The organism is Putridiphycobacter roseus, assembly GCF_003234935.1.
GTDB lineage: Bacteria > Bacteroidota > Bacteroidia > Flavobacteriales_D > Crocinitomicaceae > Putridiphycobacter > Putridiphycobacter roseus.
The window spans coordinates 426,783-440,683 of the sequence record NZ_QKSB01000002.1 but is presented as its reverse complement, the minus strand read 5'-3'; the positions used below and the strand labels follow the sequence as shown (position 1 = coordinate 440,683).

Genomic DNA, 13,901 nt, shown 5'->3' with positions numbered 1-13,901 from the left:
AAAAAAATATATGATGGGTTTAACTGGCGCATTTGACTATTTAAAAATGATTTATCGGTATTTTATAAAGGTGTTTTAAGCAAAATATTGGTTAAAAATTTCCATGGCTGCCACTATTTTTTGATAGTTTACCTGGTATTCTTCCGCTGAAGCAGATTGGATAAATTCTTTTTTTAAATCGATAAAAGGAAGTAGCCATTTGTGTAACTCTTCATGCGATTGTCCTTTCATGGTGCAGCTGGAAGTTAAGCCGCGAATGTGCCCATTTAACTTTTTGCCTAATTCCGAATAGGTAGACAGGTTTTTATCCGCATAACTTTTAATGTCAGCTTCCATGCTTTTAACATGTTGCATCATTTCAGGATTTACCTGCCATTTCTTTCCTTGGTTTAAAACCAGACCATAGGGATTTTCTGTGGCTATTTTTTCAAGCGATTCTTGCTTATTAATGGTCGGTTTATTATCGCCGCAACTGGTCAAGATAAATAAAGCAGTGGTCAGGATTAAGATTTTAGTTTTCATGTTATTTTTTTAATTTAAAGAAGGAAAAGCCAAGTATAAAAACGGCGGTGGTGATGGATAAAGCGCCAAGGATTACAAATATGGGCGATAGACCTAAGTATAATTCGCCTAAAATGCCAAGCGGCATCAATAGACCTGCTAATGCTAAAGTAGAAATTAGTTTTACCGACTTAAGTTGCGCCGAGAACTGGAGTAGAAGGTACCCAATGACAATGTTTAAAAAGGCAAATAAATTTCCGTGTACATGGGCCAGTCGAGATTCAAAGTGTTGCCCGTTTCCGTAAGATTCAGCCCATGCTACCGCATTGGGCGCAAAATCTCTTAAATAAATTAATAAGAAACCGTAAAGCATAAAAAACCCCATGGTGATAAAGCCTATGGCTATGTTGTATTTCCCATTCATAATACAGTAATGTTAGTAATCACTAACAAAGGTAATTTAAAAATTGAATTTATAGGATTATTTTTCAGATAAAAATAAAGTCAGTAGGATTGTTGTTCGTCTAGTTGTCAGAAATACCGTAAGTTACGGTTTTTAAGGGGTGCAAAAAAAAACACCCTACTATTTTAAATAGTAGGGTGTTTTTTATTTTGTACTGGATAAAACAATGCTTGTTTTAACCCTAGTCGAGTTTTATAGTTGGTCGATAAATGACATTACTTCCTCTTTAGTTTTACCGGTTTTTTCTTGAATTTTTCCTAAAAGTTCGTCTTCCTTACCTGCAGCGTATTGCAAGTCGTCATCCGTTAAATCGCCAAATTCTTGTTTTACTTTTCCTTTTAATTGGTTCCAATTTCCTTTGATTTTGTCTGTTGTTGCGCTCATAATAATGCTCTGTTTTAAGTTAGTATTTTGTTTAATTACTTGGTATATTGAAAATTTCATTCCAAATATATAGCTATTGTATATCAGTGCTTTATGTTTTCAGCTGTTGTCTAACTGTGTCATGTTTTTCCCGAACTGTGTAATTATACCAACATGCAATAAGGAAAAATAAAAACGCTAGCTTAATTTAAAGGTCGGATTGGTATTTTTCATAATCCAGCTGCACTGTCTTCACTTTTTTTGCACCTTTTGCGGGACGTATGGGGTGACCGTTATGGATCATTACCGCTCGGGTAATCTCTGCCCCAAATAAAACCACGACTGTGGAGTAGTATACCCAAACTAAAATAATGATAATGGATCCTGCTGCTTCATAAGTGGCAGAAAAATCACTGTTTGAAATGTACCATGAAATAAACAAATTACCCAACATTAAAAATAGGGTTGTGATTAAGGCGGAAATTAGGACATTTTTCCAGCGTAATTTCACATCAGGTAATACTTTAAATACCAATAGTATTACAGCAAATACTGCGATTAAGGAAGTGAAGCTGCTGGTAAGCTCTAGTAGCATACTCGGTTTTTTTCCTAAGCTATTTTCTAGTTTATCGAAAAAGAGGGCCAACACGGAATCGAGGAGTAAAGAAACCAATAAAATAAAGCCTAATGAAATGATCATTCCGAAAGATAGTACTCTGTTTATTAAAAACTTAATAAAGCCTTTTTTAGGTGTGGCAACCACATCCCAAACGCGGTTTAATGCTTCTTGTAAGGAGATGAAAATAGTAGTTGCAGAAAAAAGCAGGGTACTTACGCCGATAATAGTACCTAAAGTGAAGTCACCTGATAATTCAATCCGTGTAATGATATTTTCTACCGTTTCGGCAGAAGCTGTCCCGATAAAGCCTTGTAATTGAGCGACTAATTCTCCTTGTACGGCATCTTGACCCAGAAAAAAACCAGCAAAAACTATAATGGTAATGAGTAGTCCCGGCAGCGAAAAAATAGTGTAAAATGCAATGGCCGCCGCATAGGTCATCACACTGTGACTACTGAACCCGTTAAAGGTTATTTTAGTCACGTTTTTGATGGTGGAAAAAATGGACGGTTTCATATTGGGAATGGAATTTGGTTTTTATGAATACAAGAATGAACCGAAAATACTTAAAAAGTACATGAAAAAATTAAAAACAAGCTTGAAAAAACGAAAATACCTACTAATTGTATTATTTCTATTAATTGGTCTAAGAGTTTTTCTGCCTTATCTTATCAAAGATAAATTGGTTGCAGCCATCAATGCAGTCGAAAACTATAGTTGTACCATTTCAGATGTAGACTTGTCCATTATTAGAGGAGCAATGGTTTTGCAAGATTTTGAAATCATGTTGACGGATAATGAAGTCACAGCGCCTTATCTTTCTGTTGAAACTGCAGATATTTCTATAGAGTGGGCTGCCGTGATAAAAGGGGCAATTGTAGGGGAGATTTATTTAACAGCACCAATAATGCACTTTTCGGATGGAGAGGAAGAAGGACAACAACAGGCCGGAGATGTATCTTGGGTACAGCCGATTTTAGATTTTATTCCCTTAAAAATAAACCGATTCGAAATGGTGAATGGCAAGGCGGAATTTGTAAACGAACACTCAAGTCCGAAAGTAAATTTAGCATTGACGGATATTGATTTTTTAGCAACTAATCTTACCAATGCCGAAAAACAAGCAGGGGAATTGCCTTCTGAAGTTTCTTTAAAGTCTGCTATATACAAAGATGGAAGACTTGAAATTTCTGGCAAAATGGATATCTTAAAAGAAGTACCGGACATGGATCTAGACGGACTGATAGAAAATGTAAACCTAACGGCATTAAACGATTTTACGGAAGCTTACGCCGCCTTCGATTTTGAAAAGGGCGTTTTTTCAATGGCGACTGAAATAGCCATGAAGGACGGTGAGATTTTGGGGTATGTAAAGCCAATTTTGGAGGACGTCTCGGTTTTTGAATCGAAAGAGCAAGGGAAGTGGTTGAATAAATTTTGGCAAGCATTCTTAGGGGTATCTGTAGAGCTAACCGAAAATCAAAGAAATGACCAGTCCGCAACTAAAGTACCTATTAATGGGAAGGTTGAAAAGTTGGATATTGGCTTGTTAAGTACCATTGGAAACTTATTTAAAAATGCATTTATCAAAGCTTTTGAAAAACATACAGACAATACTATTGACTTTGATAAACTAAGTAAAAAACAAAATGATAATACTTCTTTTAAGGATAAGGTAAGGGAGATATTTAATGATTAAAATTTTATACCCTTGTCAAGTCGCTAATATATAAGTGTTAGCAAACATGTGTTCGGTTTAGCGACTAAACTTTTAAAATTTCTTATTATCTTTTCCCTAAAATATAAAAATGCTTATCACCAAAGGAATTACCCTTAGAAATTTAATCAAACGTTCAGGACATCACATTTTATGGCTACTGCTTTTATTTGGCGGCATTGCCATTTGCTATCGCTTGGATTTAATAGGTTTTAGTATTCCTTGGTTACCGACTTCGGTAATTGGTACGGCAGTAGCTTTTTATGTTGGTTTTAAAAATAATCAGTCCTATGATAGAATGTGGGAAGCACGAAAAATTTGGGGAGCTATAGTCAACAGTAGTCGAGCTTTTGGCATGTATATAGATGGTTATATTAGTAATCAATTTGCAACGGAAAAATTAAGTGAACAAGAAATTCAGCATATTAAAAAACGTCTAATTTACCGTCACATTGCTTGGTTGTACAGCTTGAGAAGTCAATTGTTAATTCCAACCCCTTGGGAACATGTTAGCCAGGTTGGGATTATGTCAAGGTACGCGAAAAAAATTATTAAAAGTTTTGGAATAGGGCTTGTAGATGATGAGGTGACCAAGCTCGAATTGTCGGAAATGCTACCTAAAGATGAATATGAGCGCTTGGTCAATTATCAAAATACAGCAACCCAAATTATCAATGAACAGTCTAGAGACCTAAGCATGTTGCGAGAAGCTGGTTTAATTGATGATTTTAGACATGTGGAGGTGATGAAAGTATTAAAAGAATTTTACGAAGAGCAGGGCAAGGCAGAGCGTATAAAAAAGTTTCCGCTTCCGCGACAGTATGCCAACATGAGTCGATATTTTACAGGTATTTTTATTGGCTTATTACCATTTAGTATGATACCTGAATTAATGGCTGAAGGGGATTGGGGATTTTACATGTCAATTCCTGTTACGGCATTAATTGGCTGGGTGTATGTGATGATGGAAGTGGTTGGCGATTATTCTGAGAATCCATTTCAAGGGATGTCTTACGATATTCCAATGCTTTCACTCTGCAGAACAATTGAAATTGATTTAAGAGAAATGTTGGGAGAAACTGATTTACCCGCACCTATTCAAGCCAATAAAGGGGTCTTAATGTAAATGGTATTCCTTTTAAATAGATCGCATTTTGACTGGTAGCGCTGTGCGGAAATTACCGTTTAATAAAGAGGGGCAATTAAAATGACGAGCATTATTTTAGAGAACAAGGTACTACTATATTTATTTAGTGCATTATTTGCTGTTAATCAGTGTCTATAAGGGGTGAAGGTTAAAGGTTAGATCGATTAAACTTTTAATATTTAATCAAAATTCTATTATTTTATTTAAATTGAGCAAGATCAAAATAAAAAAAATCCCTTGAATGAATGAAATTGAAAGATACATTAGCAGTATAATTGAGCTTTGTCCGGAAATTAAACGAGAAGACCTGGATCTTTTTAAAAGTAATTTAGTGGTGAAAAACCATACCAAAAAAGAACATTTGTTTTCCTTTAATGACAAGCACGAATACATGGCTTTTATATCTTCTGGTTTGGTAAGGGCTTATTATACCGATAGGAACACGGAAGAGAAAACGGCTTGGTTCGTCAAGGAAAACGAGTTTGTGTCGGATTATCCCTGCTTCATTTCTGGTGAAAAAAGTTTTTATGGGTTCGAATGTCTTGAAGATACCGTAAGTGTTTGGTTGCCTAAAAAAGCCATTTACGAAGGGTATAAAGCGTTTCCAAAAACGGAACAATACGGTAGACTAATGACTGAAGAGTTGATAGGTCAGTTACAGTGTAGGGTTAGTGGTTTTTTATTTCAATCTGCAACCGAAAGGTATGTGCGATTTACCGAAGAGTATGCAGATTTGATGGACCGTATTTCTTTGGGGCATCTGGCTTCTTATATCGGTGTTGAACGACAAACCTTGACCCGAATTAGAAAGAAGTTACAGTTGGAGGATGGCACAAATGTGTCATAAATAAATAGGTAATTCTCTGCATATTTGTGTTTTAAAAATTGTAGAATGGAAGCCTTGTTTTATGTATTGAATGGATTCACCATAGTTGGCTGGTTGCTTATTGTTTTTTTTCCGAATTATACGGGCGTCCTAAAAATATCAAAATATTGGATTGTCGGTATTTTGAGTTTGGCTTATTTACTTATGATTCCCATTTTAGTAAAACATTTTGATGGGGAAATATTCTATGATTATTCTCATTTAATTGCCCTCTTAAATATAAAAACAATACTGTTGGCTTGCTGGATTCATTATCTGGCTTTTGATTTATTTGTCGGGGTATATATTGTGGAAACGAGTGTAAAGTTAGGGATTAAACGAGGGGTTTACTTGCCATGTTTGTTGTTGACCTTGTTTTTTGGTCCCATAGGTCTGCTCGCTTTTTATATTCAGTTCTTTATCCGAAAATAAATTACGTATAAAAATTATACAACACCTTTATACGATTTTTTTTACCCGAAGCCTTTTTCTTTATATTGAGATTTTGATGCACGACTGTTTAAGGATTTATTGTCTTTTAAAAGGTCTTTTTTTAGTCCGATTGGTGGGTTGCTTTTGGTACTAATTACATACTTCTTCAAGTGCAGTAGCTCATTCTGTCACTGATTATTCCTAAATGTATTTTACTGCTCTGTTACACTCCTGTTTCTTGCTATTTTCTAAGTGTGCTTCAAGCTTTTTTTATTGCTTATGTTAAGGTAATAATAGTACTGTTAAGCATATTTTTAAGAAGTTAATTTTATACTTTTTTAGGTTAATAAAATTTAAATGAACAGGGTAAGTGATTGATTTAACAAAATTTATGGACAGTGAGGGTTATCCTTGTCCCGAACAAAAAATAAATTATGAAAAAATTTTTAATCATTGCCCTTGCTGGGATAACCACCCAGGTCAGTGCACAAACTTATGGCAACATGCCATTTACTACACCACAAGTTTCTAACCCCGCATTTATTGCGCTAAATGAAACGCCGCAGTTAAATGTGTATTCCAAGTTTGGAAAAATGTTTAATTCGCAATACATTGGATATAATAGGTATGCGCCTAAGTTAAAAGGTTCCTTTGGGGTGTATTATAATGGTTTTAATTCTAATTATAATGATTTGTATAGGCAAAACAGAAATAATATAGGTTTGTCTTATGCACGTTTATTTAGCATTAATGATAAGTGGAAGTACGCAATAGGTGCAGGGTTTGATTTTGCAGCCAGCGGGAGTGCTTTTAATGGGGAGACAAGTTTTAATTACGACTTAGGTTTTAATGTGGGAGGTGTGTTGTATGCCGACAAGTTTTTTACTGGAATCAATTATGGAAATTCAATCCATGGTGTGGCAAATTTCGCATGGAGAACGGGCTATAAATTGCAACCATTCCATAACAAAGACTTTAGTTTGACGCCCATGTTAACCATAAATCAATTTGGTGGACATACTGAATTAGAAGGTAACTTAAATATTGCTTATAAAAAAGTGAGTTTGAATTTGGGGTATAATTATGGCGGATATAATGCAGGAATTAGCTATGATTTTAAAAGATTCAAATTGAATTATACCATTGGGAACATGTTTTCTATTGACGAAAAACAAATTTATCACGAAGGTGGCATTCAGTTTAAATTGAACAAAAAACATCAAGGTGGTAAGGATGTTAAGTTTAACCACAGGTTGTTTTAATCTAAAAACGCTCCCCAGTTAAACTGAGGAGCGTTTTTTTTAATGGTTTGGTCTAGCCAATGGCTTGATTATTTATTTGAATCAAAACTTTCTTTAAGGTTCAGTTTTAATTTTTGGTATTCCATTTTGGTGTTTTCCCAAGTATTTTCGGTGTTTTTCTTAAACGCCTCCCAGTTGTCCTCTGCCTGCTCGTCAATTTCATTCATACTTGCCTGCAAGTCTTCGCGTTCTTCTTCCATCTCTTCTCTTAAGTCTGCGTAGTTTTCTTTTAAATCCTCATTCATCTCAGCTGATTTTGCTTCAATTTCTGCATCTAGCGCAGCCATTTCAGTTTTTAATTCAGCAATTCTACCCTTTACCTCTGCCTTAAATTCTTTTTTATCCTTTACAAAAGCTTCGTTCATCTCACTGTGGTCATGATCGGACTTTAAATGTTTTTCGTGTTGGCTGTTGTTGTCACAACTATTCATTAATACTGGTGTTGCAATGGCTAATAGTGAAAACAATACAATTTTTTTTGTCAATTTCATAAATTTGAGTTTTAGTTAATAATTAAGTTCAAGCAATACAGTCAAATAATTGTACCAAGCTTTTAATATTTGTCTATTATTTAAAATAGGTACAGGGCTGTGGGCTTAACTGCTATGTAGTCAGTGTTTCATGTTTTGTTTGGCTTGAAATTTATTTTTATTAATTTTATTACGGTTTCCAATAAAAGGCTTAGTTTTTCCTCAGCTTGTGGAAAATGATGCCCATCTAAGGTTTAATTTTTTTAATGAATATGGGTGAGTTGTTTGAGTAGTAGAAAGAATATATTTTTTCAATATTATTCTTTTAGGAGTAGTTGTTTTTTATTATATCTTTTAATCAAGTGTTTAGGTTCTGGTTTTGTAGTGTTTTTTGTTGTAAGTTTGTGTAATAGTGGGGTCATACAATTTAAAGACATGAGGTTATTTGTTTTTTTTGCAATGTTATTGGCAAACTTCCAAGTTATTGGGCAGTGCAGTGCAACTGTGGTTTCCAGTAATGGCTATACAGTGACAATTGATATTGACCTAGTATCCATTGCTGCACCGTCTAATTGTCCAAATGGTTACAATTATAATGTCAACTTAAATTATAATATTGTTTTTAGCGGCACAAATATTCCTTCCAATCTTTATACTTTGCAAGGCAACGTGTCCTGCGGTGGCGCAAATACTTTTTATAATTTACCAAATTCAGGAGGCACAGGAAGTACGACAACTACCGGGAACCAATATACCAATGCAACCGATTGTACAACAGCAACTCCGGCTTCTTTAAATTGTTATACGTTGACACTGCAAATTGGGGGACCAGGTTTGAGTAACCAAACGGTAAATATGAATTGTACCACTTTACCTGTTGAATTATTAAGTTTTAAAGCTTATCAACTTGAAAATGAGGTGGAACTGGATTGGAAAACGGCGAGCGAAACCAATAGTGATTACTTTATGGTAAAACACTCTTTAAATGGATTGGATTGGCATGAAATTGGTCAAGTTAAAGGCGCTGGTAATGCTACATTACCTATCGATTACACATACATGCATAAAACACCCAGTGAAGGTTTGTCTTATTATCGTTTACAACAGTTTGACTTTGATGGCGCATTTGAGAATTTACCAATTGTAAGTGTCTTTTATAGAAAGGTTAATAGCAATGGGAAAATTAATTTGTACCCTAATCCAAGTACAATCAATAGTATTAATTTAGAGGGGCTGCAGGAAGAGTTGACAGGCTTTAAAATATTAAATGTACTGAGTAGTGATGTGACGCACTTGGTCGTGGTTGAAAAGATTAATGATTCGAAGTATAAAGTTGATTTGGGGAATTTATCAAAAGGTGTTTATTTTGTAAAAACAAAGTCGCTAACCCTCAAATTTGTCAATTTATAGTTTTGAATTGGTTTTAGGATTCTTTTGAATTTTCTTCATTGGCTTTTGCATACATGGCTTTTAGTTTCTCGGCCCTGGCTACTTTTTTGTCTGCCTCTTTTTGCTTTTTATTTTTAATCATTTTACTGTGCAGCTTTTTATTCGCACCATTTTTAATTTTTTTTGCCATTTTAATTATTTTTAAAGCGTTGTAATTGACCCATAAGTTGTTTACAAAAGTACTATTCTTAATTAAATTGAAATAGTTAAAATGAAGTGAAGATAGATTTCATATTTTTGTAAGTCTAAAAGCAGATTACCGACAAAGCATATTTACGATTAAAAACATTTTTATGGAAAACCTACACCAAGACGTTGCAGACTATTACGGACAAGAATTACAAAAATCGGAAGATTTAAAAACAAATGCTTGTTGTACACTAGCCCCGCCCCCCGTGCACATTAGAGAGGCGTTAAGTTTGGTAGCTGATGAAGTGCAGGCTAAATATTACGGTTGTGGTTTAACCATTCCTTCGGCTATTGAAGGTTTGCGCATTTTAGACTTGGGTTCTGGAAGTGGACGTGATTGTTATATCGCAGGCAAATTGGTCGGCGAAAATGGTCATGTGGTTGGCGTAGATATGACAGATGAGCAACTCAAGGTGGCAAATGATTATGTGGAATACCACCGTGAAAAATTTGGCTATAAAAAGTCCAATGTTGAGTTTATCAAAGGAAATATTGAAAAATTGGATGAATTAAACCTGGAAAAAGGAAGTTTCGATTTAATTATTTCAAATTGTGTGATAAATCTTGCTGCCGATAAGGACAAGGTATTAAAAGATGCTTTTGAATTGTTAAAGCCAGGTGGAGAAATGTTCTTTTCGGATGTTTATGCTGATCGAAGAGTGCCAAGAGCGTTACAAGAGGATAAGGTTTTGTGGGGTGAGTGCTTGAGTGGTGCTATGTATTGGAATGATTTTTTAAATGCTGCTAAAGGTGCTGGATTTACTGATCCACGCGTAGTAGAGGACAAACCAATTACTGTTGAAAATGCCGACTTGGAAACGTTGATCGGGGACATTAAATTTTATTCGGTTACTTACCGTTTATGGAAAATTGATGGACTTGAATCTGACTGTGAAGATTACGGTCAGGCAGTAGCTTATAAAGGTGGTATTCCTGAAGGCGATTTGGCGTTTGAATTGGATGATCATCACTATTTTCCAAAAGGAAAAATAATGACGGTTTGTGGAAATACTTACAACATGTTGCACGAAACAAGATTTAAAAAATACTTTGATTTTTACGGGACTTGGGATACACATTATGGCATTTTTGAAGGTTGTGGGGGTAATATTCCTTTTACAGAAAGTTCAAGTACTTCTGCGGAAGGCAGTTGTTGTTAAATTATACTTAAAGTAAGGTCAAACATAAAATAGCTAGGTAAGTGTAATCGAATGGTGGATTTAAGTCCATTAAATTTTATCGGATTAATTAAAAATTCAATTTAAATAAAGTAAATTCACCAGTGAATTAAACTTTTAAATAGCGTTTGATAATGAGCTTATGAAAAAACTGGAAGCATTTTTTAGTCCTTACTTAAAGACAGAAACTTTTAATAAACTTTTCTTTTTTCTACTCGCTGCATTACTCGTTTTTATTGTGCTGTATTTTTTAAAACGCACCATTACAAGAAAAGTAGAAGACAGTAACAAGAAATATAAAATTAAAAAAGTTGCAAATTATTTATCTTATCTATTCCTTATTGTTTTAGCCCTTTTTGTTTATCGAGATAAATTAGGGAATGTAGGCATAGCAGTTGGACTTGCAGGTGCGGGAATCGCCTTTTCTTTATCGGAAGTAATCACCAGTTTTGCTGGATGGATAAGCATTCTGTTTACCAACCAGGTGAAAGTAGGGAATAGGGTGAAAATTGGAGATTTAAAAGGAGATATTATTGATATTCAAATCTTAAAAACAACCATTATGGAAGTGGGAGATTGGGTAAAAGGCGACTTGTATAATGGACGGATAACACACCTTTCAAATAGTTTTATTTTTAAACTTCCCATTCAAAATTACTCGGCAGACTACCCTTTTTTATGGGACGAAATTGAAATACCATTAAGGACACAGAGTGATTTTGTTTTGGCTAAAAAAGTATTTACCGCAGTTACAGAAGAAATATGTGGGACTTATGCCCAGGACTCTAAAGAAGTTTGGCACGAAATGCAAAACAAATTTAGGATTGAAAATGCACAAGTAGAGCCCATGGTGACCATGACATTTGATGAAAATTGTATCACTTTTACCATTCGATATGTCGTAGATTATACCAAAAGAAGGTCGACTAGAGATTTGTTGTTTACCAGGTTATTAGAAGAAATCAATAAGCAAGAGGGCTTATTAATGATTGCTACGAATACCATGGAGGTTACAAATGTGACTACCCAAAAAAAATAGTCATTTTTCAGTATGGATAGTATTAAAAGTGTAGATAAAGCCAAAAAACAAAGCATTAAAGTCGCTATTTTTGATCCTTTAAAAAGGAAGACAAAACCGCACCGACACCATAATTATTTGGAAGTGGTGGTGTTGTTCAAAGCCAAAGGGACTCACTATATCGATCAAATAGCTTATCAAGTTGATCGCCCAATTGCTTTTAATATACGCAAAGACCAGGTGCATTATTGGGACTTAGGGCCAGCACCAGAAGGGATTGTGATTTTAATAAAAGATGATTTTTTAACCGACTGTGAGGATCCTGTAATCAAAAGTTTATTGCAGCAATTGTCTCCATTTCCATGTTTGATTCCTAATGAAGTGGAGGTGTTAAAGTCTTTATGTCCAATAATCATTCATGCTTTTCAAACCACCTCTAATCGACACGTTAGAGAAGGATTATTAAAGGCTTTTTTAGCTGCATTACACCAGTATTCAAATGTCGCGCAAAGTAAATCGACAGGGGTAAATGCTTTGTGTAATCAGTTTTTAAAATTATTATGGCGTAAAAAAGTGTTGGGAATTAAAGTGGTAGATTATGCAACTAGGTTAAATACCACACCTCAAAATTTGACACAATTGTGTAAAAAGGAGACGGGACGCTCAGCTGCCGAAATTATTGCAGCCGAAATCACAAGTGAAGCAATACGCTTGTTGTTCTATTCTGAAAATAATATTGCTGAAATTAGTCATTTACTAGGCTTTAAAGATGTGTCTCATTTTATTAAATTCTTTAAGCGTGCCAAAGGAATGACGCCAAACCAATTTCGACGTAATCCGTAATTTTTATTATTTCTTTTAATAGGTTAATACTAGGACGCTGTCCATTTTTTAGATTAGACCATTCTAATTTCAAATAGACCATTTTAATTGTGTTTAATGGTTTATTTTTGCAGCTCATTACTGGCGATAAAATGGAAAAAGAGAAAAATAAATTATTAGAAGTAGCACAAGTTTTTTTTAAATTAGGTTTGTTTGCCTTTGGCGGTCCAGCTGCTCATATTGCAATGATGGAAGCTGAGGTAGTGGAAAAACGGAAGTGGATGAGTAAGCAGCATTTTCTTGATTTGGTAGGGGCTACTAATTTAATACCTGGACCAAATTCCACTGAAATGACCATGCATTGTGGACATGAAAGGGCTGGTTTTTGGGGGTTGTTTGTAGCGGGTTTAAGTTTTATCATCCCCGCCATTTCCCTTACAGGTTTATTGGCTTATTTTTATGTTACCTATGGAGAATTGCCGAATGTGGCGCCTTTTATTTTTGGAATTAAACCAGTGGTTTTGGCTATTATCGCCATGGCAATATATAAATTAGGTAAAAAAGCTTTAAAGACTAATTTTCTAATTGCACTCGGTAGTTTAGTCTTGGTGATTTCTTTTTTAGGGGTTAATGAAATTTATTTATTATTAGGCGCTGGTTTAGTGGGTGCTTTTATATTGTATGGCAGTAAACAATACCAGAAAAATGAACTAAAATCATTTACACCGTTCTTATTTTTACAAGGAGGCATAGGTGCTACTTCTTTAATCTCCCTTTCCACCATAAAAATATTTTGGATTTTCTTAAAAGTAGGTGCTGTTTTGTATGGTAGCGGCTATGTATTGTTTGCTTATTTAGATGCAGAGTTAGTGGAAAAAGGTTTTTTAAGTCAGCAACAATTGCTTGATGCCATAGCGATTGGACAGTTTACGCCCGGACCAGTACTTTCAACGGCAACCTTTATTGGGTATCAGTTAAATGGTATTTATGGCGCGCTTATGGCTTCCGTAGGTATATTTTTACCTTCCTTCTTATTTGTACTTGTTTTAAACCCTTTGGTGCCAAAAATGAGAAAAAGTGTATTTCTGAGTAGTTTTTTAGATGCCGTTAATGTCGCTGCAGTTGCCATAATGGCCGCCGTGATATTTGAAATGGGACAACAAACTTTAGTCGATTGGAAATCGATAGTACTCTGTGTTTTGTCTTTCTTAGTGGTTTTTACTTTTAAAAAATTAAGTCCTGTCTGGGTGATTTTGGGCGGATCTCTCTTGGGATATTTACTATTTCTAATTTAATCCTTTTTAACCGTTTTTATTTTTTTTTACAAGACTTAAACCTTTTTGGTTTTTTGTAGTCTATGCTCTTGT

The 13,901-nt window shown here is 34.7% G+C and carries 16 protein-coding genes; 10 read left to right on the top strand and 6 right to left on the bottom strand.

The features are described from left to right. Positions 1-75: 75 nt before the first annotated feature. The 4 genes from DNU06_RS05740 to DNU06_RS05725 form a co-directional block, all read right to left on the bottom strand. Positions 76-522 (bottom strand): hypothetical protein, encoded by a 447-nt coding sequence (locus DNU06_RS05740; RefSeq protein ID WP_111062270.1) that lies wholly within the window; start codon positions 520-522, stop codon positions 76-78. A gap of 1 nt (position 523) precedes the next feature. Then, on the bottom strand, positions 524-925 hold the full coding sequence (locus tag DNU06_RS05735) for a hypothetical protein (protein WP_111062269.1): 402 nt from the start codon (positions 923-925) through the stop codon (positions 524-526). A gap of 231 nt (positions 926-1,156) precedes the next feature. Beyond that, a complete protein-coding gene (locus tag DNU06_RS05730) occupies positions 1,157-1,348 on the bottom strand; it encodes a CsbD family protein (protein WP_111062399.1) in 192 nt (63 codons plus the stop codon). Positions 1,349-1,535: 187 nt separating this feature from the next. Then, positions 1,536-2,429, bottom strand: a complete 894-nt coding sequence (locus tag DNU06_RS05725; RefSeq protein WP_158526828.1) for a YihY/virulence factor BrkB family protein — start codon at positions 2,427-2,429, stop codon at positions 1,536-1,538. Between the two features lie 19 nt (positions 2,430-2,448). Here DNU06_RS05725 and DNU06_RS05720 point away from each other — a divergent pair, with 19 nt between their 5' ends. The 5 genes from DNU06_RS05720 (at position 2,449) to DNU06_RS05700 (ending at position 7,369) form a co-directional block, all read left to right on the top strand. Then, on the top strand, positions 2,449-3,645 hold the full coding sequence (locus DNU06_RS05720) for a DUF748 domain-containing protein (RefSeq protein ID WP_158526827.1): 1,197 nt from the start codon (positions 2,449-2,451) through the stop codon (positions 3,643-3,645). A gap of 109 nt (positions 3,646-3,754) precedes the next feature. Continuing rightward, entirely contained in the window at positions 3,755-4,789 is a 1,035-nt protein-coding gene (locus DNU06_RS05715; protein ID WP_111062266.1) for a bestrophin family protein, read from the top strand. Between the two features lie 262 nt (positions 4,790-5,051). Then, complete coding sequence (locus DNU06_RS05710) at positions 5,052-5,657, top strand: Crp/Fnr family transcriptional regulator (RefSeq protein WP_111062265.1); 606 nt, start codon at positions 5,052-5,054, stop codon at positions 5,655-5,657. 45 nt (positions 5,658-5,702) lie between these two features. Continuing rightward, complete coding sequence (locus tag DNU06_RS05705; RefSeq protein WP_111062264.1) at positions 5,703-6,107, top strand: ABA4-like family protein; 405 nt, start codon at positions 5,703-5,705, stop codon at positions 6,105-6,107. A 434-nt stretch (positions 6,108-6,541) separates the two neighbouring features. Beyond that, the gene (locus tag DNU06_RS05700; RefSeq protein WP_111062263.1) at positions 6,542-7,369 is read left to right on the top strand and encodes a hypothetical protein; all 828 of its coding nucleotides are present in this window, start codon (positions 6,542-6,544) and stop codon (positions 7,367-7,369) included. Positions 7,370-7,437: 68 nt separating this feature from the next. Here the strand turns inward: DNU06_RS05700 and DNU06_RS05695 are convergent, their stop codons facing one another. Next, entirely contained in the window at positions 7,438-7,899 is a 462-nt protein-coding gene (locus tag DNU06_RS05695; protein ID WP_111062262.1) for a sll1863 family stress response protein, read from the bottom strand. A gap of 414 nt (positions 7,900-8,313) precedes the next feature. Between DNU06_RS05695 and DNU06_RS05690 the strand changes: the two genes are divergently transcribed. Continuing rightward, on the top strand, positions 8,314-9,288 hold the full coding sequence (locus DNU06_RS05690; protein WP_111062261.1) for a T9SS type A sorting domain-containing protein: 975 nt from the start codon (positions 8,314-8,316) through the stop codon (positions 9,286-9,288). Between the two features lie 13 nt (positions 9,289-9,301). Here DNU06_RS05690 and DNU06_RS17940 read toward each other — a convergent pair whose 3' ends face one another. Next, complete coding sequence (locus DNU06_RS17940) at positions 9,302-9,457, bottom strand: hypothetical protein (RefSeq protein ID WP_199398991.1); 156 nt, start codon at positions 9,455-9,457, stop codon at positions 9,302-9,304. 163 nt (positions 9,458-9,620) lie between these two features. On the opposite strand from DNU06_RS17940, the gene DNU06_RS05685 reads away from it, so the two are divergent. The 4 genes from DNU06_RS05685 to chrA all read left to right on the top strand — a co-directional run bounded on the left by DNU06_RS05685 (position 9,621) and on the right by chrA (position 13,829). Further along, positions 9,621-10,676 (top strand): methyltransferase domain-containing protein, encoded by a 1,056-nt coding sequence (locus tag DNU06_RS05685; RefSeq protein WP_111062260.1) that lies wholly within the window; start codon positions 9,621-9,623, stop codon positions 10,674-10,676. Between the two features lie 160 nt (positions 10,677-10,836). After that, positions 10,837-11,733, top strand: coding sequence for a mechanosensitive ion channel domain-containing protein (locus DNU06_RS05680; protein ID WP_111062259.1), 897 nt, complete (start codon positions 10,837-10,839; stop codon positions 11,731-11,733). Between the two features lie 12 nt (positions 11,734-11,745). Next, positions 11,746-12,555, top strand: coding sequence for a helix-turn-helix domain-containing protein (locus DNU06_RS05675; protein WP_111062258.1), 810 nt, complete (start codon positions 11,746-11,748; stop codon positions 12,553-12,555). Between the two features lie 131 nt (positions 12,556-12,686). After that, a complete protein-coding gene (gene chrA, locus DNU06_RS05670; protein WP_111062257.1) occupies positions 12,687-13,829 on the top strand; it encodes a chromate efflux transporter in 1,143 nt (380 codons plus the stop codon). Positions 13,830-13,901: the final 72 nt, after the last annotated feature.